20 protein-coding genes are annotated in these 24206 nt (G+C 41.6%); 7 read left to right on the forward strand and 13 right to left on the reverse strand.

What is annotated here, in order from left to right; translation table 11 throughout:
* Window positions 1-27 precede the first annotated feature (27 nt).
* Window positions 28-1527, reverse strand: coding sequence for a sodium/proline symporter PutP (gene putP / locus CAN34_RS07840; RefSeq protein ID WP_089555174.1), 1500 nt, complete (start codon window positions 1525-1527; stop codon window positions 28-30).
* A gap of 509 nt (window positions 1528-2036) precedes the next feature.
* Window positions 2037-2909: a LysR family transcriptional regulator gene (locus CAN34_RS07845; protein WP_079692110.1), complete on the reverse strand. Its 873-nt coding sequence runs from the start codon at window positions 2907-2909 to the stop codon at window positions 2037-2039.
* A gap of 299 nt (window positions 2910-3208) precedes the next feature.
* On the opposite strand from CAN34_RS07845, the gene leuC reads away from it, so the two are divergent.
* The 5 genes from leuC (at window position 3209) to CAN34_RS07870 (ending at window position 9263) form a co-directional block, all read left to right on the forward strand.
* On the forward strand, window positions 3209-4627 hold the full coding sequence (gene leuC, locus CAN34_RS07850; protein ID WP_089555175.1) for a 3-isopropylmalate dehydratase large subunit: 1419 nt from the start codon (window positions 3209-3211) through the stop codon (window positions 4625-4627).
* A 79-nt stretch (window positions 4628-4706) separates the two neighbouring features.
* Window positions 4707-5357 carry a 3-isopropylmalate dehydratase small subunit gene (leuD, locus tag CAN34_RS07855; protein WP_089555176.1) on the forward strand — a complete coding sequence of 217 codons (651 nt, stop codon included), beginning with the start codon at window positions 4707-4709 and terminating at the stop codon, window positions 5355-5357.
* Between the two features lie 199 nt (window positions 5358-5556).
* Window positions 5557-6306 carry a hypothetical protein gene (locus CAN34_RS07860; protein WP_089555177.1) on the forward strand — a complete coding sequence of 250 codons (750 nt, stop codon included), beginning with the start codon at window positions 5557-5559 and terminating at the stop codon, window positions 6304-6306.
* Window positions 6307-6515: 209 nt separating this feature from the next.
* Complete coding sequence (leuB, locus tag CAN34_RS07865; protein ID WP_089555178.1) at window positions 6516-7619, forward strand: 3-isopropylmalate dehydrogenase; 1104 nt, start codon at window positions 6516-6518, stop codon at window positions 7617-7619.
* Between the two features lie 516 nt (window positions 7620-8135).
* On the forward strand, window positions 8136-9263 hold the full coding sequence (locus tag CAN34_RS07870) for a L,D-transpeptidase family protein (protein WP_089555179.1): 1128 nt from the start codon (window positions 8136-8138) through the stop codon (window positions 9261-9263).
* 275 nt (window positions 9264-9538) lie between these two features.
* Here the strand turns inward: CAN34_RS07870 and infA are convergent, their stop codons facing one another.
* From infA to dinB, 7 genes are all read right to left on the reverse strand, one after another.
* Complete coding sequence (gene infA / locus CAN34_RS07875) at window positions 9539-9763, reverse strand: translation initiation factor IF-1 (RefSeq protein ID WP_088591986.1); 225 nt, start codon at window positions 9761-9763, stop codon at window positions 9539-9541.
* A 120-nt stretch (window positions 9764-9883) separates the two neighbouring features.
* Window positions 9884-10690 (reverse strand): tRNA pseudouridine(38-40) synthase TruA, encoded by an 807-nt coding sequence (gene truA, locus CAN34_RS07880; protein ID WP_174668352.1) that lies wholly within the window; start codon window positions 10688-10690, stop codon window positions 9884-9886.
* Between the two features lie 148 nt (window positions 10691-10838).
* On the reverse strand, window positions 10839-11924 hold the full coding sequence (locus CAN34_RS07885; protein ID WP_089555206.1) for an asparaginase: 1086 nt from the start codon (window positions 11922-11924) through the stop codon (window positions 10839-10841).
* Between the two features lie 161 nt (window positions 11925-12085).
* Window positions 12086-13648: a FimV/HubP family polar landmark protein gene (locus tag CAN34_RS07890; protein ID WP_089555180.1), complete on the reverse strand. Its 1563-nt coding sequence runs from the start codon at window positions 13646-13648 to the stop codon at window positions 12086-12088.
* Window positions 13649-13699: 51 nt separating this feature from the next.
* A complete protein-coding gene (locus tag CAN34_RS07895) occupies window positions 13700-15520 on the reverse strand; it encodes a peptigoglycan-binding protein LysM (RefSeq protein WP_089555181.1) in 1821 nt (606 codons plus the stop codon).
* 117 nt (window positions 15521-15637) lie between these two features.
* Window positions 15638-16858, reverse strand: a complete 1221-nt coding sequence (queA, locus tag CAN34_RS07900) for a tRNA preQ1(34) S-adenosylmethionine ribosyltransferase-isomerase QueA (RefSeq protein ID WP_089555182.1) — start codon at window positions 16856-16858, stop codon at window positions 15638-15640.
* Window positions 16859-17033: 175 nt separating this feature from the next.
* Window positions 17034-18119: a DNA polymerase IV gene (dinB, locus tag CAN34_RS07905; RefSeq protein ID WP_089555183.1), complete on the reverse strand. Its 1086-nt coding sequence runs from the start codon at window positions 18117-18119 to the stop codon at window positions 17034-17036.
* Window positions 18120-18672: 553 nt separating this feature from the next.
* On the opposite strand from dinB, the gene CAN34_RS07910 reads away from it, so the two are divergent.
* Entirely contained in the window at window positions 18673-18918 is a 246-nt protein-coding gene (locus tag CAN34_RS07910; RefSeq protein WP_089555184.1) for a hypothetical protein, read from the forward strand.
* An 83-nt stretch (window positions 18919-19001) separates the two neighbouring features.
* Here the strand turns inward: CAN34_RS07910 and maiA are convergent, their stop codons facing one another.
* The gene (maiA, locus tag CAN34_RS07915) at window positions 19002-19646 is read right to left on the reverse strand and encodes a maleylacetoacetate isomerase (RefSeq protein ID WP_174668353.1); all 645 of its coding nucleotides are present in this window, start codon (window positions 19644-19646) and stop codon (window positions 19002-19004) included.
* Between the two features lie 139 nt (window positions 19647-19785).
* Here maiA and CAN34_RS07920 point away from each other — a divergent pair, with 139 nt between their 5' ends.
* Window positions 19786-20670: an IclR family transcriptional regulator gene (locus CAN34_RS07920; RefSeq protein WP_089555186.1), complete on the forward strand. Its 885-nt coding sequence runs from the start codon at window positions 19786-19788 to the stop codon at window positions 20668-20670.
* Between the two features lie 59 nt (window positions 20671-20729).
* On the opposite strand, the gene CAN34_RS07925 is transcribed toward CAN34_RS07920, so the two are convergent.
* The 3 genes from CAN34_RS07925 to CAN34_RS07935 all read right to left on the reverse strand — a co-directional run bounded on the left by CAN34_RS07925 (window position 20730) and on the right by CAN34_RS07935 (window position 24204).
* On the reverse strand, window positions 20730-21305 hold the full coding sequence (locus CAN34_RS07925; protein ID WP_089555187.1) for a VOC family protein: 576 nt from the start codon (window positions 21303-21305) through the stop codon (window positions 20730-20732).
* A gap of 134 nt (window positions 21306-21439) precedes the next feature.
* Window positions 21440-22741 carry a fumarylacetoacetase gene (gene fahA / locus CAN34_RS07930; RefSeq protein ID WP_089555188.1) on the reverse strand — a complete coding sequence of 434 codons (1302 nt, stop codon included), beginning with the start codon at window positions 22739-22741 and terminating at the stop codon, window positions 21440-21442.
* A 266-nt stretch (window positions 22742-23007) separates the two neighbouring features.
* A complete protein-coding gene (locus CAN34_RS07935) occupies window positions 23008-24204 on the reverse strand; it encodes an amino acid aminotransferase (RefSeq protein ID WP_089555189.1) in 1197 nt (398 codons plus the stop codon).
* Window positions 24205-24206: the final 2 nt, after the last annotated feature.

A 24206-nucleotide genomic window follows, 5' to 3' on the forward strand; every position in this document is an offset into this window, starting at 1 on the left:
AATCATACAATAGTGAATAAAAAGTGCTTATTTATTCAAATTCATTTCCATTTCTTTAAATTTCTCTTTGATTGAATCCTTTGGACCGCCTGTCATAATACTTACCGCAAAGATAGCGATAGTACTAAGAACGAAACCTGGGACAATCGCATATAACCAACTATTAAGCGCCATACCGTTGATTTGGAAAGGACCATATATCCATAAGATGACGGTTAATGCGCCAACGACCATGCCAGCAGCAGCACCGTTACGGTTCATACCGCGCCATATCAAGCTAAATATGACTAGTGGTCCAAAAGCAGCACCGAATCCAGCCCAAGCATTAGAGACCAAACTTAATACAGAGCTTTCTGGATCAGAGGCTAATAAGATTGATACAACAGCAACTAATATAACAGAGATACGACCTACCAGTACTTGACGAGCTTCTGGCGCATCTCTATCTAAAAATAGCTTGTAGACATCTTTAGTTAATGAGCTTGACACTACCAATAGTTGTGATGAGATAGTACTCATGATCGCTGCTAAAATAGCGGCTAACAAGAAACCTGAAACCAGTGGTGTGAATAAAAACTGTGTAAATACTAAGAAAATAGTTTCAGGATCATCTAAAGTCATTGCTGTTTTTTGTACATAAGCACGACCAGCAAAACCAGTCATCAATGCACCAATTAAACTAACAATCATCCAGCTCATACCAATGTTACGTGCCGTTGGGATATCTTTAACAGAACGTATTGCCATGAAGCGTACAATAATATGCGGCTGACCAAAATAGCCTAAACCCCATGCTAGTAAGGAGATAATACCCATGATTGTCATACCACTGGTAATATTAAGCAGGTTTGGATCGATGTTTCGAACTGCTGCAGTGGTTGCTGAAATGCCGCCAAGGTCAGTAAATGCGACGACAGGTACGATTACCATCGCAAATAGCATGATTATGCCTTGCACAAAATCAGTCATTGATACCGCTAAGAAACCACCAAATAAGGTATAAGCGACGACCACACCAGCAGTCACCCACAGACCAGTACTATAAGAAAGATTGAGCGAGCTTTCAAAGAGTTTACCGCCACCAACTAAGCTGGCTGCAGTATAAACAGTAAAGAATAAGATAATAACGACTGCTGAGAATACGCGAAGCATGTGTGATTTGTCTTCAAAGCGGTTAGCAAAGTAATCAGGTAGTGTGATTGCGTTGTCTGCAATTTCAGTATAAACCCGCAAACGTGGTGCGACGATAATATAGTTTAAGAAGGCACCCATCGTCAAACCAAGCGCAATCCAGACACTCACCACCCCATCTGCATACATATAGCCTGGTAAACCAAGTAGTAACCAACCGGACATGTCTGATGCGCCAGCGGATAAAGCAGTTACCGCAGGACCTAGGCTGCGACCGCCAAGCATATAACCTTCAGTATCATTGGCTTGCTTAAAATAAGCGTAAATGCCAATCCCAATCATCACCAAGAAATAGGCGCCAAGTGATACCAGTACGCCACTAGAAACTCCGTTCATATAAACTATCCTTAACCAACGTTGTTGGCTGTCATTATTTTTAACGAGAAAAATTAAGTCTTACAAGACGATGTTTAGAAACAATATCTAAAGACGAAAAAAGCCATTAAGTAGGACATAATGGCTTTTATTCAATATCTTCTGTTAGTTTTATATGATTGATGCTGTTCTAGGACTCATACTTATAAAGTAGTGATTAAAAGGCTACTGAAAATACATTTTCCAGCTTACTATGGTAGTTGCCCGCATCTACTAATCACATATGAATATCAGTCGCTTATATAACCAATCATTTAAAACCATTAAACCTACTGTTTACTATCATATATTACTAGAACTGTTCAATATATGACTATCAGTGTTATTAAGGTAAACTTATGTTATCAAAAAACGTCAGATGTATTATAACGTATGAGAGTCACAAATGCGAATTCGGCAATTTTCTAAATAATTATGCTCTGTTAAAAGAACACTTAGCATAAGTTAGCAATCTTTTAGCCAGCAACTCTTTACTCGATCGGAGCAAGTAATTCCAATAGAGCAGTAACGCTGTTAGATTGCGTTAGTTTTGGATTGATGACCACGCCTAAATAACGCTGTAATTCGATATTATCGGCCATATCAATACGTTCTAAGTCTTGACTGATCATCGTTTGTGGCAATACTGACCAGCCGAGTCCAACAGAAACCAACATTCGAATAGATTCAAGCGGGTTAGTGCTCATAGTGGCATAAGGCTTTAGATTGTGCTTAGCAAATTCAGCCAAGGTAATCTGACTGGTAAAGGTATTGGCAGACGGCAAAATAGCAGGGTAGCGTGCCAATTGCTCTAGCGTCACATTAGACTTTGTGGCCAAAGGGGATAATGTGCCGGTCATAAAGAAGAGTGGGTCTGACCATAGAGTATGATAGCTCAAGCGCTTATCATATACAGGCGGTAATGTTAAAAATGCCAATGATAAATCGCCATCTAACACCGATTTGTGGGCGGTTTCTGAATCCACAAAGTGCACTTCCAACTGTACGGCAGGATAGGCTTGGATAAAGTGCTTTAATACAGGCGCTAAATGATGTAAGCCTATGTGATGACTGGTGCCGATGACGAGCTTGCCAGATACAATATGCTTAGAATGCTGCAAGTTGATTTTGAAGTTTTCATAATCTTCAAGCCAGCGTTTGGCATGAGGTAACATCTCACTAGCCGCTTGCGTTGGCACAATCCCGCGCCCTACGGTATCAAATAAGGTAATATTGAATTCATCTTCTAAGTTTTTGATGCGTTTACTGACCGCAGGCTGAGTAATAAACAGTTTTTCTGCGGCACCTGAAATACTGCTTGTTTGCATAACAGTGACGAATGTCGTCAAATTTGTGGTATTCACACCGATGTCCTTAGCTACGTAGCGAGCTATAAATAAAAGTTGGCTGACCTAGTCATAATGTATTAGAAATAAAAGTTTGCAACTATGCAAAAATCATCAATTATTATTATAGGATTAGCCTGCTATAATCACAAGGCATCAAGACGTATTTATTATATAAATTTGATTATTTGACTATAAAACTTGGTTCGTTGGCCGATTGCAGCGCTTATTATCAAATTACAAATAAAAAGGTCCTAGCTTACTACTGTCTAGGCAAACGAAAAATTAAGTTATTAGCAACTAAAAAGGATAGCAACATGGCCGGTCAAACGTTATATGACAAACTTTGGAATGCTCATGAAGTCACTAAGCGTGATGATGGTTCGAGCCTGATTTATATCGACCGCCATTTGCTGCATGAAGTGACGAGTCCGCAGGCATTTGAAGGCTTAGAGCTGGCCAATAGAGCGCCGTGGCGTCTGTCTGCCAATATTGCAAGCCCTGACCATAATGTGCCAACGGTGACCAAAGAGCGCTCAGAGGGTGTTGCAGGTATTAAAGATAAAGTGTCTCGCTTACAAGTACTGACTTTAGATGAAAACTGTACTAAGTTTGATATTGCCGAATTTACCATCAATGACGCCCGTCAAGGCATCTTGCATGTCGTCGGTCCTGAGCAAGGCTTGGTATTGCCCGGTATGACCGTCGTTTGTGGTGATTCTCATACAGCAACACATGGCGCACTTGGCTGTTTAGCGCATGGTATTGGCACGTCTGAGGTTGAGCATGTATTGGCAACTCAGTGCTTGATTCAAAAGAAATCAAAAAATATGCAAATCCGCGTCACGGGTAAGCTTGGCGCTGGCGTGACCTCAAAAGACGTGGTACTTGCTATCATCGCAAAAATTGGCACCGCTGGCGGAACAGAGCATGCCATTGAATTTGCTGGTCAAGTATTTGAAGACATGACTATGGAAGGGCGCATGACCGTCTGCAATATGGCGATTGAAGCGGGCGCGCGCGTGGGTATGGTTGCCGTTGATGATACGACGATAGATTATGTCAAAGGTCGTCCTTATGCGCCAACTGCTGAGCAATGGCAGCAAGCAGAAACATATTGGCGTACCTTTTATTCAGATGATGACGCCGTATTTGATAGTGTGATTGAGATTGATGGCAGCCAAATAGCACCGCAAGTATCGTGGGGCACTTCACCTGAAATGGTCGTTGATATCACCCAATCAGTTCCTACCCCTGATCAAGCCATTGACGAAGCACAAGAAGAAGGTTGGTTGCGCGCTTATACCTATATGGGTTTAGAAGCAGGTCAAAAAATTACTGATATCCAGCTTGATCGTATATTTATCGGTTCTTGTACCAACTCACGTATCGAAGATTTGCGTGATGCCGCAGCCGTAATTAAAGGTCGTAAAGTGGCTGATACTATCAAAGAAGCCATCGTCGTTGCGGGTTCTGGACAAGTGAAGTTGCAAGCGGAAGCAGAAGGCTTAGATACTTTATTTACTGATGCTGGGTTTGAATGGCGTGAGCCGGGCTGCTCGATGTGTCTGGCGATGAATGCCGATAAGCTTGAGCCTCAAGAGCATTGTGCTTCAACCTCTAACCGTAACTTTGAAGGTCGTCAAGGTAATGGCGGTCGTACGCATTTGGTGAGTCCAGCGATGGCAGCAGCAGCAGCATTGGCAGGTCACTTTGTCGATGTGCGCACATTCTAAGTGGACACTCAGTTATCGATAACCGGTTATTAGCCATGCTTTAACGGTTACGATTACCTTTATATTAGAGGATGTATTTATGCAAGCTTATAACACTCAAACGGGTATCGTTTGCCCACTTGATCGCGCCAACGTCGATACCGATCAGATTATTGCAAAACAGTTTTTGAAGTCTATTAAACGTACAGGCTTTGGCGTTAATCTATTTGATGATTGGCGTTATCTGGATGAAGGTTATCCGGGTCAAGACAATAGCACACGTATTATTAATCCTGACTTTATTCTAAATCAGCCACGCTATCAAGGTGCTAACATCTTACTGGCGCGCAGAAACTTTGGTTGCGGCTCTAGCCGTGAACATGCGCCTTGGGCGCTTTCAGAGTATGGTTTTCGTACCGTTATTGCGCCGAGCTTTGCCGATATTTTTTATAATAACTGTTTCAAAAATGGCATGCTACCGATTGTATTAAATGAAGAAATCGTTGATAAATTAATGAAAGCCACGATTGCCAACGAAGGCTATGAGCTGACTGCAGATCTTGAGCGGCAGGTAGTCATTACGCCAACTGGTGAAGAGTATGCTTTTGAGGTAGACGAATTTCGGAAGCATTGCTTGCTAAATGGTCTTGATGATATCGGCTTAACGCTACAACAAAGCGATGCCATTAAAGAATACGAAGATAAAATGATGCAAAAAACACCTTGGATATTCAATGAAGTTAGAGCTTAGTCATTAACAACGAAATATTAAAAACGAAATGTTAATAATAAGCGATTAACAGTAAATGATGAATCAATATTTGTTAATCGTCATAAAGAATAGCTTAGCGTTAATACAGCGTTGAGTTATGGTGACTAAGTGGCTAAAATGAATAGTAATCTATTTTTACATTATTATATCTTCTATCTTATACATAGTAGCCACCATTATGAATAAAACACGTTTCGCTGTATGGACAAGCACGGCTATGGCCGCAAGCTTATTGTTATCTGGCTGTCAGGCGTTGACTGGCTACCAACAGATAGATCAAGCAGAAAACGCAAAGGCGTGGGCGGGTAATATCAAGCCTGTCGCTGGTGAAGTGAATATTGCCTGCGTCGGCACTTACCACTGCGAGATTGTGCAGATAGATCGCACCTTAGTCATTGCGCCTGATACTCATAAGCCTTTTAATGCCAATATGCTGGTCGCGATGAAGAACGCCAGTGGAAACGGGAAAAGTCGTAATGGCACTAAGCATACGCAAGCACCCATGACCATAGATATGACACCGCTCGCTAATAAGAACACGATCAAAATTGTTCCATTATCAGCATCTGGTATGCCAGGGATGACCAATTATTATGCGCGCGTACAGCCTGCTAAACGTGAAGTACATATTAACTTCTATCCAGAAAATAATGTGGGTTATGTAGAACGTTTTGCGATGATTCATGATTTTGTTAACCCCGGTACTTATCAGCTACGTGCTTATCAAAAAAAATCCAGTCAAAACTCGGGTAGCTTGTTAGACACAGCATCACCAGAACCTTTATGTGTTGATCTTTATCAAGGCAATACGGTGCAGCGTCGCTTCTGCAAAGAGCTAGGCACTGAGCATCAAGGAGAGTTTGTAGAAACTCGTATGGTTAAGGCGACACCAGCACAATCAAAAGTGAAAGTAAAAGCCAAAGCGTGACAATCAACGTTTAACAGGCAAAGTGTGAAAGGCAAGCAGCTTGTCTCTCAATGTTGGTTTTGATCGTTTAATACTAACTTTTTGCAGAAAACTTAATAAAATAGACGACTTCTTGTGCAGCTCATTGTGCAAGAAGTCGTTTTTTAGAAAGCTGTCATCAAATGATAGCAAAACTATAAATAAAAACTTACTTACCCACAAGGATCAGTATGGCAACGATTTTAACATTAGCGGGCGATGGTATTGGCCCTGAGATCATGACTCAAGCCATTGATGTGCTCGAAGCCGTCAATCATAAGTTTGCGTTAGGTTTGACCCTTGAGTCTGGATTAATCGGCGGTGTGGCAGTTGATGCAACTGGAGAACCTTTACCAGAAGAGACGCTACAACGTGCGCGCGCAGCAGATGCGGTGTTATTGGGTGCCGTTGGTGGGCCTAAGTGGGATGGTATTGAGCGCAGCAAACGCCCTGAGCGTGGTCTGCTTAAAATCCGTAGTGAGCTTGGTTTATTTGCCAATTTACGAGTGGCAAAACTTTATCCGCAACTGGTCAATGCTTCTAGTATTAAACCTGAAATTATCTCAGGTCTAGATTTGCTTATCGTCCGTGAATTGACCGGTGGTATCTATTTTGGTGAGCCACGCGGTATCCGCACCCTAGAAAATGGTGAGCAGCAAGGCTATAACACCATGGTTTATAGCACGAGCGAGATTAATCGTATCGGCAAGGTTGCTTTTGAGCTGGCACAAACACGCGCGCAAGCAGCGGGTACACCTGCCAAAGTCTGCTCTATCGACAAAGCTAATGTTTTAGAAGTCACTGAGCTTTGGAAGCAGACGATGATCGAGCTGCAGCAAGCGAACTATGGCGATGTGGCGTTATCGCATATGTATGCTGACAATGCCTGTATGCAGCTGATTAAAGACCCTAAACAGTTCGATGTCATGGTAACGGGCAATCTGTTCGGTGATATCTTATCTGACGAAGCGGCTATGCTTACGGGTTCTATCGGTATGCTACCATCAGCCAGTCTCGATGAAGCAGGTAAAGGGATGTATGAGCCTTGCCATGGTTCAGCCCCTGATATCGCAGGACAGGATATAGCCAATCCATTGGCAACCATTTTATCCGTCGCGATGATGCTGCGTTACACCTTTAAACAAGAATCTGCCGCGCAAGCAATTGAGCAAGCGGTAAGTGATGTCCTTGATGATGGCTTACGTACGGTCGATATCTTGGACCGTAGTGAAGCTGGACTAAAACAAGTAGGCTGTCAGGAAATGGGGCAAGCGGTATTGGCCAAATTGGTCTAGCTGACGCTGCTCTAATATAGACTGAGAATTTGTTAAGACTAATGCATTCGTTAACGTTTTCGACTGTATTATTCTGATCGTTATAAATTCAGATGTTAGAAATTTTGTCACGATAAACCCATAAATTGCTGAGCAATTTATGGGTTTTTTATGCTTTTTTTTATGCTTCTTGAAACAACTCGTTAACGTAAACCTATCTAACCAGACAGCCGCAAAAAAAACCTTGTTTTAACATAGACACTGCAAGATAAGGGTTTTATTAACATAAAGCTGTCATATCCTCACAGGAGGGTAGTGGCACTATTATTCACTTGTAAGTACTATGAGATGGTTAGTATCCATGCAAATATTAATGTATCTATTAATATCTTGAAGCAATGCGATAGTAATAATTAAAAGTGCTGATAATGTATTAAAAGACTAAAAATAATAACTTTCATCATTTTTAATAGCTAACTTTTTAACAATAAAGTTTTTCATAAAAAATATAATTTTAAAAAAATTTAGGAGCGTTATATGTATCAGTTAACGAAAATTAGCACGGCGATAGCTGCGCTTGGTTTATCAACAGTTCTGTTTATGGCTCAAAGTATCGCCGCGACCAACGACGATAGCGCAAATGTTGCTAATAAAAGCACGCTTAGTAATGTCAGTGATATAAGTCCCGTTACCAATGGGGTGAGTCAAAAAGTTGCTGGTAAGAGTAAAGCTGCCGTATCATTAAATAAATTTTTACCTACCATCAAATATACAACAGAAAATCTGCCGGCAGTGGCACAAAAGATAAATAATGCTACTTGGAAAGAAGGTATGAATCTAGATCGTCATACTGTCACTAAATTGCAAGCTTTATTAAATTGGCATCAAAACGCGGTTGGCCCTGTCGATGGTTATTGGGGAAAGAATACCCGTAAAGCGATGCAAGCCTTTCAAAAGGCCAATGGTTTGACAGTGACGGATACATTGAATAGTGAAACGTGGCAAGCATTAACCAAAAACGATAAACTGATGCAGCAACCAGTATTGGTGAGCTATCAGCTCAGTGATGCTGACATTAATATCAAAACGACGACCATTCCAGCGGGTGCCGAGGCCAAAGCCAAGCTTGATGGCTTGTATTATGAAAGCGTGATTGAAGGGTTGGCGGAAAAATTTCATATCAGTGAAAGTTATCTTAAAGCGCTCAATCCAAAGGCTAGTTTTACAGTAGGCGAGACCATTACAGTATACAATCCGGGCAATCCTAACACCAAGCCGGTTACGCGAGTCGTTGCTGATAAAGCCACCGAAACCCTATATGCGTATGATGATAAGAATAATTTAATTGCCAGCTATCCGGCGACAGTAGGTAGCACGGCGATGCCGTCGCCAACGGGTACGCATACCGTAGAGGTAAAAGTGCATGAGCCCAATTATACTTATAGCGCTGATGATGGTAGTAAGTCTATCCTTCCACCGGGTCCTAATAATCCAGTAGGATTGGTATGGATAGGCTTAAGTAAGCCTTCATATGGTATTCATGGTTCGCCAGATCCTGCTCGTATCAGTCGTCAAGCATCGGCAGGCTGTATACGCTTGACGAATTGGGATGCATTAGCATTGCTTGGTGTGATACAAAATGGTGCGACGGTTGAATTTAAATAATGGTTTTAAATAATGGCTTTAAGTGATGCATTAAGACTGACGTTTATCATGCAATCTTGATAGGTCGTTATTAAATCATAAGAGCCTATGCTAAAATTTAGACATAAAAATACCGCTTATATTCAGCGGTATTTTTATGGTAAAAGCAAAACAATATTAACTTACTAAAATATGATAGGCAATAATGAGTAGGTTAGCAGTATCATTATTATTATCAGTTAAACCACTCAAGCATTCATAACAATGCTCTTATAACCATTTTAGCAAATAAAAAGCTAGTTTTTACCACGGTAAGTAATGCGACCTTTAGATAGGTCATAAGGGGTCATTTCAACCTTGACTTTATCGCCAGTTAAAATGCGAATATAATGCTTACGCATTTTACCTGAGATATGCGCAATGATTTCGTGTCCGTTTTCTAAACGAACTTTAAACAAAGTATTTGGAAGGGTGTCAATGACTTCGCCTTCAAATTCAATAATCTCGTCTTTTGCCATAATTTGTATCATCAATCAATTTAAAATAAGCCCATATTATACGTAAGTTAGTAGATTAAAGCAATACGGAACCTGATTTTTACTTGACAGCCTGTAAGTGATATGTATATCAGTTTATATTAACTAGTCGGGAAGGTTTAGCCAAATGGGTGTTAATGGGGCATTTGGCAGCAGCTTTTGAAAGCGTTCAGGATAATAGGCATTAATAAAATACAAACCATCACCAGAAGCGGTGGGCGGTGCAATGGTACGATCTTTTTTAGCCAAAATATTTAAAAAATCTGCTGGTTCTAATTCGTGTCTGCCGATAGCGTATAGCGTTCCCATCAGATTGCGAACCATATGATGTAAGAATCCATCGGCTTGAATATCGAAAACGATAAACTGACCATGAGCAAAAATATTTGCATGGCTAACGTTGCGCACAGGCTGATTGGATTGGCAAGCCGCGGCGCGGTAGCTACTAAAGTCATGAGTACCTACGATATCAGCAGCAGCCAGTTGCATGGCGGCTAGATCAAGTGGCTCATAGATATGGGTTACTTGATGATTGAGAATGGCAGGACGCTGAGTCTGATTGAGGGTGATATAGCGATAACGACGAGCAATGGCTGCAAAACGTGCATGAAAATCTGCGGGCATCGGCTGAACCCAGCGCAAAGCAATATCATCAGGCAATAGACTATTCACTCCGCGTAACCAGTTGTTTGTGGGTCGATAGGCATGAGTGACAAAGTGGGCAATCATGTTGCTGGCATGAACACTTGAGTCCGTGCGCCCCGCTGCTACGACTTCTACTGGCTCATTGGCGACGGTACTGATGGCAGTTTCTAATGCTTGTTGTACGCCTAACACCTCTTTTTGACGTTGCCAACCATGATAATGCGTGCCCAAAAATTCGATGGCAATGGCTAATGTATACATCGGTATGTTTTTAGTTTCGATGTTTTTAATTTCACTATTTTTAGTTTCGATGCTTGTAGTCTCGGATATTTTCATTTCGGAGCTTATGTCTAAGAGCTTGTAAAGTAAGGAGTGGCTAGGGCGTGTTGAATATTTAACACGCCCTAATATTTATTTAGCGTTTTTTAATGCGCGTGCCAGTTTGATTAACGTTATTCAACCAGCGTTGCCGACGTCGTGCTGGGCTATCATAGCGCAATAGTAACCACAGTAGGCGTGCATAAATAGCAGGGATGGTTAAGCGCCCGCCTGCAATGATTTGATAATCGTATTGCCAACTGCCAGCCGCATAATTGTCACTGACACCGCCAAACGGGCATTGGCTGGCACATATCACCATGTGACCTTTTTCGTAAGCCAACTGTAGTGCTTCTGCTAAGTCTGCTGAATAAGGAACATTGCCAGCGCCAAAGCCTAATAAGATAATGCCACAAGGTGGCTGCGATAATAGGGCGCGGAGCTGACTGTTTAATACATCGGTCGCATTTGGCAAACAATATAAAGCATGAACGCAGGCTTGCTCAGCGCGAGCTTGAATATCATCGATTATATCTTGTTGGTCATCAAGCCAATGCTGCCGACGCGTATCTGGAAGAGTTTTGATATAACTATTGGCCGGATAAGCGGCTCTTGAGTGACCGGTAAAAGCCATAAAATCATGGCTATGTATCTTTTGTACCGTTTGCGCAGGCCAAGACTCGCCGCCAAAGCCTATCCTCACACCTGACTCACCGGCAGCTGCCAGTTTTAAAGCGTCCTTAAGATTGCTCCAAGCATCACTTTGAGCATCAATGGTGTAAGAGTGCAGTATTTCACTGTCTAATAATGGGCGCATACTACCAGTAACAACCACACAGATGTCGCTACCAGCAAAGGCTTCTGCTAAGAATGCACCCAAGTAACTTAAGGTATCAGTGCCGGTGATTAATACAAAGCGTCTACTACCTTGTTCATAAGCTGACAATAGCAGCTTATAAAAATGTACAAAATCGCTAGGAGTAAGTTGGCTACTGTCTTTAATGAGCGTATTGTTAAGCCAAGCAATTGGCAATAGATTAACCGCATTATTTGGATCGGCTAGCAGTTGTTGCAGCGTTGGCAAAAATACTTCTGCTGATAAGGGTGCTAATGGACGCCCATAACTGCCAAAAGTGCCGCCAGCATAGATGAGCTGGATCGGTGTAGAGATTGTTTTGATCATAAAATAGGATTGCATAATGTTAGCACAATAAATAGAGAGGAGAGAAAGGGTAGAGCAGAAAACTTAATCGGAATAGAAAGTATGGCAAGCAAACTCAATGAAACGCAAAATGCAGCGAATATTTTTTACTAGTAGAATACTCGCTGCTGCAACAGCTCTCTTTAAGCAGTGCGTTCAAGCAATAATTTTGCTTGCTGCTGTTGTTCGCTATTACCTTGAGTCAGGACTTCGTTGAGTAAACGTTTGGCGCTATCATATTCACCCAGTTGGACATACTGACCCGCTAAGTCTAGAGTCACTTGATTGCTATCTAAAGTTTTGACGAAATCAAAGTCTGCTGCAAACCGTGATGAGAAATCTTCAGCTGTTTCGATAGTAGTTTCAGCAGTAATACCAGTATCACTATAATCAATACCACTGACATCATGGTCGCTTTCAACTGCAACGGGCATTGTTGCTGTTGGAGAGTTTGATAAAGTATCAAAGTCAAAATCATCATCTATTAGTGTATTGTCATCGAACATAACGGTAGTCGGTGACATGCTAGATACTTCAGTCTTATTATCTTCAAAACTATGGCTTTCACCTAAATCGCCTTCAATATTAAAATCATCAAAGCTATCTTCAATAACAATAGGTTGCTCAATAGCCGTTTGGTTTTCTGTTGCATTTGATGCATCGATACTGTCAATACCGTCTAAAGATAAAGTAAGTCCATCTTCATTTGTTTGAATCGCGTCTGTAGTGATTTGATCATCGACGCTGACGTTATCTGCTCCAGCATCAATCTCTAAGTCTGCCAAATCTAAGACAAAATCTTCCTCATCTAAAGTGATGTCGTTCAAGTTGTCGTTAGCGATAGCGGTGACAGGAGATTCTGTAGAGATATCACTTTGCTCAGACAACTCAAAGTCAAAATCAAAGTCAAAGTCGTTACTGTCTGTGTCTGTAACAGTCGTTGAACTCGCTAGAGTTTCTTCATCTGCTATATCTAGTGTCGTGACAGGTGTCACACTAGTATTGTTTTCTAAATCATTTTGACTAAGGTCAAACGCTTGGTCGATGTTATCAAAGTTATCAAGGTTGTCAAAATCGTTCGAAACCGTTAAGGTTTCATTGGTGGTATTTAATAAATCGTTTTCATACTCAACAGGCTGAGCAGTAGCGGTATCAAAAGTTGGAGCATTATTCTCAACTTTATTAGCTGGCATATCAAAATCGATACTTTCAAAGCCAGTATCTTGACTGTTATCTGCTGGTAGAGATTGCTGGGCTATTTGATTTTGTTCCTCAGTAAGCAAAGCTTTTAGCTCATCCGCTTGTGCAATGCTTTTTACGTCATTATGTGCTTTGATAGAGTCATAGACTTTATTAAAATTGTCAGATTGATCTATCGTGGCATATACCGCGAGTAGTTTGAGAGATAATTGGCTGTCATGAGGTTTTTCAATCAAACCACGATTGAGTGTTTCAATAGCTTTGTCATAGCGTTGTTGATCCATAAAACGTTGAGCGATTTCAATATGATCAAATTTTCTCTCATTATTGCTACTGGCTTTAGCAGGCATATCTTTAGAAGCAGTTTGTGTCGATAAAGAATCCGTTCTATCTGTCTTTATACTGGGCTGATCTGATGGTTTTTGCGCTTTGTTTTTGCGCATGACCAAGACTGCTACGATTAAAATAAGCACCAAACCAGCGATGATATATAGCATATTGTCCATAGTGACTCCCACGCCTACTGTTGCAGTTGACTGCATTGATCAGTTAGGCAATTATTGATTGCGTAATTTTTTGAGACGAGCTTGCAGCTCAGCCAGTTTTTGATTTTGTAATTGCAATTTTCTCGTATAACTGTCAAGCATGCCATTGGTCTTTGATAAGCCCTGAGCTTGCGACGCTGTACTTTGTCTTGATGATTTGAGAATGGTTAATACATCTGTGCTAAGCCCGTTGCCTGTTGCCATACCTGCTTTGGTTTTAGTACCATCTGCGCTACCTTGATGACCAGGAGCGATGACAGAAAACTGTGCTTTTGGCAATGTTTGGGTCTTTGTTACCGCCGGTTTCTCAGTATGTTTAGCTGCTTGAGTTGTCTCAGATGCAGTTTTAGATACTGGTTTTGAAGTGGGTTTTGGCGTTGTTGGTTTTTTTGCAATAGGTATATTGGCTTTCCTGTTATATTGTCTCTGCGCGCTAATCGCTGCCTCTAGCTTTTGCTGTGATGGCAGCACATCATAATTGGGTAGGCTTAACTGCGCATCCGCTTTTAATTGATCAGCATTTTTATTAATGAAAGCACTAGGGTTCTGCGACTTAATTTCCTTCATGACTGTCTGAATGTCAAGATTGTTTTTCTCTGCGATTTGCTGGGCAATGACCCATAAGCTGTCGTTGCGCTGTACGGTATAATTGACTTCAGCGCTACCTGGTTGATTAGGGACTGTCGCCACTGTGGCTGCTGTATTTGTCCCTACTGTAGAGGCATTGGATGTAACGCTGCTAGAGGAGATGTTACTAGAGGGCACGCTATTGAGAGGTGCGCTAGCGACAATGGTATCAGCAGAATTAACTTTAGCTGTTGAGGCCTGATTATTTAGCGTTGGCGGCATTGTCGCTGTAGGGCTCATTGGTATAGCCGCCACCATGCCTGTACTGCGTTCATTATTAAGCTGTATCTGACGGGTAATTTGTATATTTAATATATCGAACTGCTTGTCAGTCACGGCACCTTCTTCATTATTATCCAACGATAGAATATTAAGGGAGGTTGCGACTGTGTTATTGGTGCTTATTTTATTATTTGGAAGATTGTTGGTAGTATTGCTTGTATTCAAATAGTTTTTATCTAAAGAATTAATTGAGCTAGTATTATCGTTATTTAGGCGACTAGGAGCATAAACCGTAGTATTGCTTTGTGTCGTCGTCTTGACTGCTGTCGGCAAGCTAGATGATACAGTAGGTGCTTGAATGTTAGGTACTTGAATATCACGTGCGGGCAATTTTGCCGCTGTCAAATCAGGCGTTGATGACTTATATGCTGATACTTTGGGTGATGAAAATAATGGTGGCGGTGTGCCTTGTCTAACGGTTAACGGTTGCGCATTAGTGATAGAAATAACCGGTAAGTTTGGCTTTTTTGCCCCTGTAACGATGTTCTTAGAGGATGTAATCGGTAAGCTGTCATTAAGGGGCATGAGTAATGTCTTAGGAACGACATTGCGCTGAGCGCCATCATTAATAGCTAGCACCACATCTGCAAAGGGTGTGGATACAGGCTTCGTAGAGGTAATAAAAACCTGACCAGTAGTGGCAGAAGTCGGCTGAAAGCGTACGGTCATTGAATCAGTTGGCGTCAAACCCATTTGCTGATAGACAGTAGAATTCGCCAAACTGGCCGAAAAATCGGCGGTTTTAATGTCAGTGACCAAAATACTGGCGGCTAAAGGTTCGTGCTGAGCAGAGGTTACGACAGTTTTGCCAATCGTCGCTGCTTGAGCACTAGATACTAGGGCTGCATAGCCTACTGAATATAGCAGTGCCATGGATACTGCGCGATGTATCGTAGTCAAGCGATGAGATAAATGACAAGACATGTGCAGCCCTTTAAAGTGAGAGTTATCTGTGTTGTTATAACAAAATAGCGTTTAGTTTACCAGTTTATTCCACTGCTGTTGTGATCAATACCTTAATTGTTTGCTTAATGTTCACTCTTATCCGTTCGATTTTTTATCAAGCAGCATAGCATCGCCATAACTAAAAAAACGACACTGCGTTTTAATAGCATGTTTATAAGCCTGCTCAATAGATGCTTTACCTGCAAAGGCTGATACTAGCATTAACAAAGTCGACTTCGGCAAGTGAAAGTTCGTTAGTAATTTATCTATAACCCCAAACTTAAATCCCGGATAAATAAAGATATCTGTATCACCTGACCAGCTAGCCAGTGCTTGCCCATTAACCGCTGTCTTTTGATACGCGGTTTCGAGGACACGTGTCACCGTTGTACCAATAGCGATCACTTGCTTGCCATTGGCGTGTGTTTGATTGATAAGATCGGCAGTAGTCTGAGGCAAGTGGGCATATTCACTATGCATGGTGTGATTGAGTAAGTTGTCTGTTTTTACAGGGGCAAAAGTACCTGCGCCAACATGAAGTGTAACAAATGCTGTATTAATCCCTTTTGCAGCAAGCCTATCTAACACTATCTCATCAAAATGTAAGCTCGCTGTCGGTGCTGCTACGCTAGCAAGCTTGGCAGGATCATGAAAAACGGTTTGATAACGAGTATTATCAGTGGCATCAGCATGGCGCTCAAAGTAGGGCGGAATGGGTAGCTCACCATGGCGCTCTAAATCAGGCAAGATGGGTGCATCAAAAGCCAAGATAAATAAGTTCTCTTGACGACCAATCATCACGCAATTCATGTGACTGTCAGCAAGCGCTAAACGCTGGCCAAGCTTAGGTGCTTTACTGGCTTTAACATGACAAAGAGCGATATATTTTTCTGTGCTAAGTGTATCGTCTAATGTTGCCAAATCTAAAGTTGCACTATTCAAATTAGTAATATCAACCAAGCGCTCAATCAGCACTTCAACCTTTCCGCCCGTATCTTTTTGACCGAACAGACGCGCTTTCATAACTTTGGTGTCGTTAAAGACAATTAAATCGCCCGCGTTTAGCAGCTCAGGTAGCTCTGAAAACAATTTATCTTCAATTTGACTGATGTCATCTTTTTTATTACTAGCAGCTAGATACAGTAGCTTTGACGCTGACCGCTGCGCTAATGGATAGCGGGCAATCAACTGATCTGGTAGCTCATAATCATAATCATCAACACTTAAATATTCTAAAACGTCGTCACTTTTATGGCTATCGTTATTGGCATGAATACTGAGGTTATTATCTAAGCTTGCTAGTTGAGAATCAGTCATAAGTAGTCTTTAAATAGAGGGGAATTTTGGCGTAATTGTAGCAGAAACGAGAATATGAAAGAACATTTTCCTAAGTAGTTATAGTTCGTAAAACTTGATAATAATTAAATAGCCTAAGCAATCATCTTCTCGTTTTTCAAAAGTTTAAACCTGTTTTTATTAAAGATCATTCATGTTACTCGAATAAATCTAACTGCGGTATTACCTGTGTGGCAAGCGTTAACGAAGAGAAAGTCACACCCACAAGCCTAATAGGAAGTTGACGCGGAATATCTAAAAATAGCTTGTCTAACCAGTAGTGAGCGGATTCAGCACTATCAAAAGCGGTGGATAAAGTGTGTGAGCGCGTCACTTGAGTAAAGTCTGCGTATTTAATTTTGAGAGTGATGGTATAGGCAATAAGCTGTTTTTTATGCAGCTGATAAAAAGCATCGGCATTTTGCTCATAGATTTGTCTGAGGAGCTCATCATCACGATTTAAATTGTCTCTAAAAGTTGTCTCAGAGCCAACAGATTTGTGCGTACGTTCTGATTTGACGGCACGTTCGTCACGACCATGCGCAATATCATAATAAAACTGTCCGCGCTTACCAAACTCATTAACTAGTATGGCAGCTGGCGTGCGGCGAAGGTCTGCACCGTGACTGATACCCATCGCATGTAAGCGCTTGGCAGTTGCTTTGCCAATACCATGAAAACGCTCAATAGGCAGTGTGCTAATAAAGGTGTCGGCATCCGCTGGTGTGATAACCGCGGTGCCATTAGGCTTATTAATGTCAGAGGCGATTTTTGCAAGCATCTTGTTAAATGAGACACCTGCAGAGGCGTTCAGACCTGTTTGTTCTAAAATTTGCGCCCGTAGCCAATTTGCCATTAACGTCGCTGAGCCTTTATGCACGGATAATCCAGTCACATCAAGATACGCTTCATCTAATGATAACGGCTCAACATGCGACGTCAGGCTGTGCATAATGCGGCGGATATCGTTACTGACTGCGCGGTAAACATCAAAGCGTGGTGGTACAAATATGACCTCTGGACAACGCTTTTTCGCCTCATAACACGACATGGCGGAGCGTACGCCAAACTTACGTACTTCGTAACTGGCAGCAGCAACTACTCCGCGACCATTTGGGTCGCCACCGACGACTAATGGTTTGCCACGCAGCTCAGGGAAATCGCGTTGTTCCACACTGGCATAAAAAGCATCCATATCGATGTGGATAATCTTGCGCAGGTTTTGTTGGTTGATGGGTGTCATGAGTACTATTTTACCTGATTTTATGACTCTGTTTTAGTCTCTGTTGCTCGATTGAAAAGTAGTTTATGAAGATATGGTGAACAATATTCAGGTAAGAGAAATAGTCGCAATGCACAGTGTGATCTGACACCATTTTCATCATCAATAACTTGTCTTATGAATTTCAGGAAGTTTTGGATGGTAAGTATTGTTAAACAACGAATTGAAGGTTTTGAGTGATATATTTATTAAGAGTATTTAAATTTACTGACCGTTCACATTTCGATCTTGACCGTTCGTCGGGAACAATGTAGTTAATCATTACATTTTTGCTTATACAGCTTTACAATGGAGTGACCAAGATACAAAATATCTATAGAAGAGAGAGAGTAGAAGAAGTAAAACAGCAATTAAATATATAGGTGATTATTCATTATATTTGCTTGATAACAAACGGATTTGCATCATTTATATTAGGTTCATTGACTCAATAACGATAAAGGTTATTATCAAAAAACTATATATTTAATGATGAATAGCTCAAACTATTGTAAAAAAAGTTAAGGAGCGGGGTATGAATAATGAGTTAGCAGGCAGTGGTTTAACGCGCGCATTGCTTGCACGAGGTGATAAACAAGTATGGTGTGCAGTCGATGATGATAGTGATGAGCAAGCAATGATAGATCACTGTGGTAATGATTTTACCGCTTGTATTGTCTCATTTAAAGATGACTTGTTTTATTGTAGTGGTGGTTCACCATGGCTATTTGCGGTACCGATAAAGATAGTCGCTGTTACCCAACATGAGATGAATCTTTAAGCATTGGATGTGGCAATACTAATATGAGATTATCAATATAATAAAGCCTCCTAATTTGGAGGCTTTATTTTTTGTAGATTAGATTAGACGCTTGGCGCATCAGGTTGCATCATAGGATCAGCATCAGCGAATGCTTTCAGAGTGCGGCAGTGCGTATCGATATCGAGGATATTAGGATAAAGACTGAGGTCTACTTTGAAGCGTCGAGCAGAAGATACCTGTGGAATTAAATAACAATCTGCAAACGTTGGACTGTCGCCATAGCAGAATTTACCGCGATTTTTATCTTCTGCCAAGCGTTTCTCTAATGCGGAAAAACCTTCACTAATCCAGCGATTACACCACGCCATGACTTCATCTTCACCAACGGTCAGCTCATTGCGTAGGTATTGTAAGATACGGCGATTATTAAGCGGGTGAATATCACAGCCTATCATAGCGCTGAGTGCTCGTACTTGCATACGACCAGCCGCATCTTTAGGTAACAACGGATGATTAGGATAGACTTCTTCTAACCATTCCAAAATAGCTGGGCTTTGATAGAGTCGTAAGTCATCAACTTGTAAGACGGGCACTAGACCTTGTGGATTGACCGCTTTGAATGCCGCCTCCAACTGTTTGTCTTCTGCCAAATTAACTGAAATATAGTCATACTCTAAGCCTTTAAGGTTCATAGCAATGCGAGTACGGTAAGAGGTGCTACTGCGAAAATAGCTATAAAGTTCCATCATTATTATTCTCCATTTTGAGCATGTATCAAACGCTTATCATTATGTATATAATCAGTCGTAATAAGAAATTCGTCAAATCCGTAAGCGCTTTTATTAATAGACAAACACCAATTCGCTTAAACCAATGAGCTTTAAAATGTCATCATCAGATAATGCCTCACTATCAAATCATACTTTAATCTCTAGCAAGCCCCAAGGCGGCGTACAGTCACTTGAAATTGGCCTATCGATATTAGATATCCTTATCGCTTATAACGCGCCTATGATGCTAAAAGATATTGCTCAAGCCATGCAGATGCATCCTGCCAAAACCCATCGTTACTTGGTGAGCTTGATTCGTAAAAGCTATGCTCGTCAACTTGACGATGGGCGTTACGGATTGGGCGAACGCGTTGATGCTTTAGGCGCTTTGGGGCACACAGCGCTCAATCAAAATAATCTTTTAGAGCGACTTACCGCTGTCGCCAATGCTATTAAAGATACTCTAAACTGTGGCGTGCAAATCGCTAAGTGGTTTAGTGAAGGTCCAATTATCATTCAGTCCGTTGAACCGGATAGCCCGATTAGTATCATCACTCGTATTGGCTCACGGATGCCGCTGACGACTTCTGCCACAGGGCAGTTGTTTGCCAGTTACCAGTCTGATGCCGTTATTAAGCCATTGGTGCTTGCAGAGTGGCAAGGTAAAGCTAATAATGCAAAAGTATTGAACGATGATGAAACAGCGTCTCGTTGGTTGCAATTTACCCAGCTACAAACCAATATTCGTACCCAAGGTTATGCAACAGTGACTGGTGATATGTTAATGGGGATTAATGCGATTACGATTCCAGTTATCTTACCGCAGTTTGCTACTAACAGCGCTGATCAAGCTTTTATCGATAAAGGTTTATCTCTTGAAAAATTGCCCTTAGAGTATGCTATTACTATCATCGGAACCACCGAGCAGTTGCCGATGAGTGAGCAGCATAATATATTTGAGCAAATATTGCTGATAGCACAGCGTTATCAAATTGCTTAGATGCGAGTAAATGAGACAATCTCAGCTACGCCATGTTTTAGGATTTGATAAGTTGATACTTATTCGCCCACAGGTGCAACTTCTCTTGCTTCGGCGAGCTCCTCAGCATGCAAAAACTGCGTATGCGCTGGAGCGCGTTTGGTACGCGTCCATTCATCAAGCATATCTTGCTTAATCTCTTCAGTAATCATCGATACTTTTTCTTCTGATGTAATATCATCATAGGTAAGTTCCATACGATGTCCGTTAGGGTCGAAGAAGTAAATCGAGTGGAAGATGCCGTGATTGGTCACGCCTATAACATCAATACCACCTTCCTCTAAATGCTTTTTAGCCGCCATTAAAGTATCACGGTCTTTTACTTTCATCGCTAGATGCTGCACCCAATTTGGCGTATTAGGGTCAAAGCCCATTTCAGGTTGATTAGGTACTTCAAAAAACGCTAAGACATTACCGTTACCAGCATCTAAAAACACATGCATATAAGGGTCAAAGGCTTTGGTTGAAGGTACATGATCTTCAGCAAATGCTAAGATAAAATCCATGTTTAGATGTTTTTTATACCATTCGACGGTTTCTTTAGCGTCTTTGCAGCGATAGGCCACATGATGAATTTTTTCAATTTTAAAGGTCATTATCAAACTCCTTTTGATAGCTAATCAAAAAAGCAGTCACAGCAAATGCCATATAATTTTAATCTCAATTTTACTGTGACTAGCATTTTATTTATGAAACAGGTCGGTGCTTTAAATCTTTAACAGTCCGATAACTACTCAGAAAAATCAAATTCTAAAGCAGGTAGTACTTTACCGCGTACTTCGCCAAAGCCGACACGGATACCCTCTTTTTCGCTATAGCCTTTCATAATGACTGTATCGCCATCTTCAATAAAGCTGCGCGTTTCGCCGCCTTTAAGAGTCACCGGTTTGGTGGCATTCCAAGCAATCTCTAACATCGAGCCATAAGAATCTGGCGTCGGTCCGGAAATAGTACCTGAGCCCATCATATCGCCAACTTCTACTTTACAGCCAGTGATAGTGTGGTGGGTCAGCTGCTGTGCCATCGACCAGTACATATGCTTGAAGTTAGTTTCACAAATCACAGTCGCTTCATCAGCATTTTCAGGCAGTAGCTCTACCGACAGATTAATATCGTAGCTATTATTGCTGTCTTTTTCGTTCAGATAAGCCAGTGGCTTTGGCTCTTGTGTAGGGCATGGCATCTTGAACGGTGCTAATGCATCCATGGTGACAATCCAAGGTGATACCTCAGAAGCAAACGTTTTGGCATTAAATGGACCTAAAGGCACATATTCCCATTTTTGGATATCACGGGCTGACCAATCGTTAAGTAAGACCATACCAAAGATATGATCGATAGCATTATCTACTGCAATCGGTTGACCGATATTATTGCCTTTACCAACGACAAAAGCCGTTTCAAGCTCAAAATCAAGGCGCTTACAAGGCGAGAAAATAGGGCGTTCATCTGCATTAGGTTTTAGCTGACCAGAGGGGCGTATCACATCACTACCGCTGACGATAACTGTGCTGGCACGTCCGTTATAACCGACTGGCATTTCCGTCCAGTTAGGTAGTAAGGCATTGCTTGGGTCACGGAACATGGTACCGACGTTGGTCGCGTGCTCTTTAGAAGAATAGAAATCGGTAAAACCAGGTACTTGAACCGGCAAATGCATGGTGACGTCTGCTTGCTTAAAGAGTGCTTTTTTCTGCAAGTCTTTATTGTCATGTAAGGCATTACTAGTATTAGACAGCAACGTTTGAATAGTTGTGCGTGCTTTAGTCCAGTTGTCGCGACCAGAATCAATAAAGGCGTTTAGAGTCGATTGATCAAAATATGACCCGCCCTCTAAGTTCAGCAAACCTTCTGCTTCGAGGACAGCCAAATCCAAGACGTGCTCGCCAATAGCAACACCCGCGCGGCGCTTGTTATTATCAGCAGCGCCTTCGGTTTCGCTAAAGATACCGTAAGGCAGATTATGAATTGAAAAATCAGAATCAGCGGCGATATCAATAAAAGAGGTGAGATTTTTGTCAATCGTTGACATAGGTTGCTCCTTGCTAAATGAGTTTAATAAATTACGTTATGATTAACTACTTACGTATAATGTAATTTATAGCCAGTCATATTGCAAGGTTTTTTATGCAGTGTTTTAGTGTCATGCTGATATTAAAGTTGGCTGATTTGTTGCTATCGATATGGCTATTACTGTCGTTTATTACATAAAACCACAGCATGAAATTCAGGCACAAAAAAAGGCTAAGCAACTGCTCAGCCTTTCTTATTAAGATAGTTTTACGATAACAAGCTGGTTTAGTCTTTTAAGACTTCAACCATAGCATTGGCAACATAATCGATATTACTGGCATTTAAGCCGGCAACACACATGCGTGAGTTCGATACCATGTAGATACCAAATTTGCTTTGCAGCTGCTCAACCTGTTCAGGAGTGAGTCCTGTAAAGCTAAACATGCCGTTCTGCTCAGTTAAATAGTCAAAGTTACGATCAGAAATTTTGGCTTCCAATACTGATTTCAGCTTTACGCGCATAGACTTGATACGGTCACGCATCGCATAAACTTCGCCAACCCATTGCTTGTGTAACGCTTCGTCGTTCATGACGATATCGACCACACGACCGCCATGTGATGGTGGGCTTGAGTAGATACGGCGCACGGTAGAGTTCAGCTGACCGAAAACGCGCTCAGTTTCGTCTACTGTTGGACAAACGACTGATAAACCACCGACACGCTCACCATATAGCGATAAGTTTTTAGAGAATGAGTTGCTGACAAACACTGGCAGACCCATATCGACGGCTTTACGAATCGCGTAAGCATCGCTGTCTATATCTTCGCCAAAGCCTTGGTAAGCAATGTCCATAAATGGAATCAATTCACGTGCTTGAATAACGTTGAGTACTTGATCCCATTGCTCGCGAGTCAAATCAACGCCTGTTGGGTTATGGCAGCAAGGGTGCAGCAAGATCACATCATTTTTGTTCAAGGTTTCAAAGAAGCGGATCATTTCATCGAATTTGATGCCACCAGTAGCGGTGTCGTAGTATGGGTATTTACCGACTTCGACGTCAGAGCCTTCAAAGATGGCAATATGGTTGCCCCATGTTGGATCGCTGACATAGCACTTAGACTGTGGGAACCATTCGTGGATGAATTCTGCGCCAACTTTTAACGCACCAGAACCACCAATGGTCGCAATGGTCGCAACCAAGCCGTCTTTTAAAATCTGTGCGTCTTTACCAAACAGCAATTCTTGACAGCCTTTACGATGTCCTGGTAAACCTGCCATTGGCAAATACGGACGCGGCGAGATAGGGTCAGCAATACGCTGTTCAGCCGTTTTGACACACTCAAGTACGGGCATTTTGCCATCTTCGTCATAATAGACGCCCACACCTAGATTCACTTTATCTGGGTTGCCATCTGCTGCAAATTTGTCCATCAATCCTAAGATTGGATCACCGGCATAATAATCGATACGTTCAAACATTT

The organism is Psychrobacter sp. DAB_AL32B, assembly GCF_002224105.1.
Classification (GTDB): domain Bacteria; phylum Pseudomonadota; class Gammaproteobacteria; order Pseudomonadales; family Moraxellaceae; genus Psychrobacter.

Coding starts and splice junctions, on each gene's coding strand:
- putP (WP_089555174.1), bottom strand. CDS start 1,527: ATGAACGGAGTTTCTAGTGGCGTACTGGTATCACTTGGCGCCTATTTC.
- leuC (WP_089555175.1), top strand. CDS start 3,209: ATGGCCGGTCAAACGTTATATGACAAACTTTGGAATGCTCATGAAGTC.
- leuD (WP_089555176.1), top strand. CDS start 4,707: ATGCAAGCTTATAACACTCAAACGGGTATCGTTTGCCCACTTGATCGC.
- CAN34_RS07860 (WP_089555177.1), top strand. CDS start 5,557: ATGAATAAAACACGTTTCGCTGTATGGACAAGCACGGCTATGGCCGCA.
- leuB (WP_089555178.1), top strand. CDS start 6,516: ATGGCAACGATTTTAACATTAGCGGGCGATGGTATTGGCCCTGAGATC.
- CAN34_RS07870 (WP_089555179.1), top strand. CDS start 8,136: ATGTATCAGTTAACGAAAATTAGCACGGCGATAGCTGCGCTTGGTTTA.
- CAN34_RS07885 (WP_089555206.1), bottom strand. CDS start 11,924: ATGATCAAAACAATCTCTACACCGATCCAGCTCATCTATGCTGGCGGC.
- CAN34_RS07890 (WP_089555180.1), bottom strand. CDS start 13,648: ATGGACAATATGCTATATATCATCGCTGGTTTGGTGCTTATTTTAATC.
- CAN34_RS07895 (WP_089555181.1), bottom strand. CDS start 15,520: ATGTCTTGTCATTTATCTCATCGCTTGACTACGATACATCGCGCAGTA.
- queA (WP_089555182.1), bottom strand. CDS start 16,858: ATGACTGATTCTCAACTAGCAAGCTTAGATAATAACCTCAGTATTCAT.
- dinB (WP_089555183.1), bottom strand. CDS start 18,119: ATGACACCCATCAACCAACAAAACCTGCGCAAGATTATCCACATCGAT.
- CAN34_RS07910 (WP_089555184.1), top strand. CDS start 18,673: ATGAATAATGAGTTAGCAGGCAGTGGTTTAACGCGCGCATTGCTTGCA.
- maiA (WP_174668353.1), bottom strand. CDS start 19,646: ATGGAACTTTATAGCTATTTTCGCAGTAGCACCTCTTACCGTACTCGC.
- CAN34_RS07920 (WP_089555186.1), top strand. CDS start 19,786: ATGTCATCATCAGATAATGCCTCACTATCAAATCATACTTTAATCTCT.
- CAN34_RS07925 (WP_089555187.1), bottom strand. CDS start 21,305: ATGACCTTTAAAATTGAAAAAATTCATCATGTGGCCTATCGCTGCAAA.
- fahA (WP_089555188.1), bottom strand. CDS start 22,741: ATGTCAACGATTGACAAAAATCTCACCTCTTTTATTGATATCGCCGCT.
- CAN34_RS07935 (WP_089555189.1), bottom strand. CDS start 24,204: ATGTTTGAACGTATCGATTATTATGCCGGTGATCCAATCTTAGGATTG.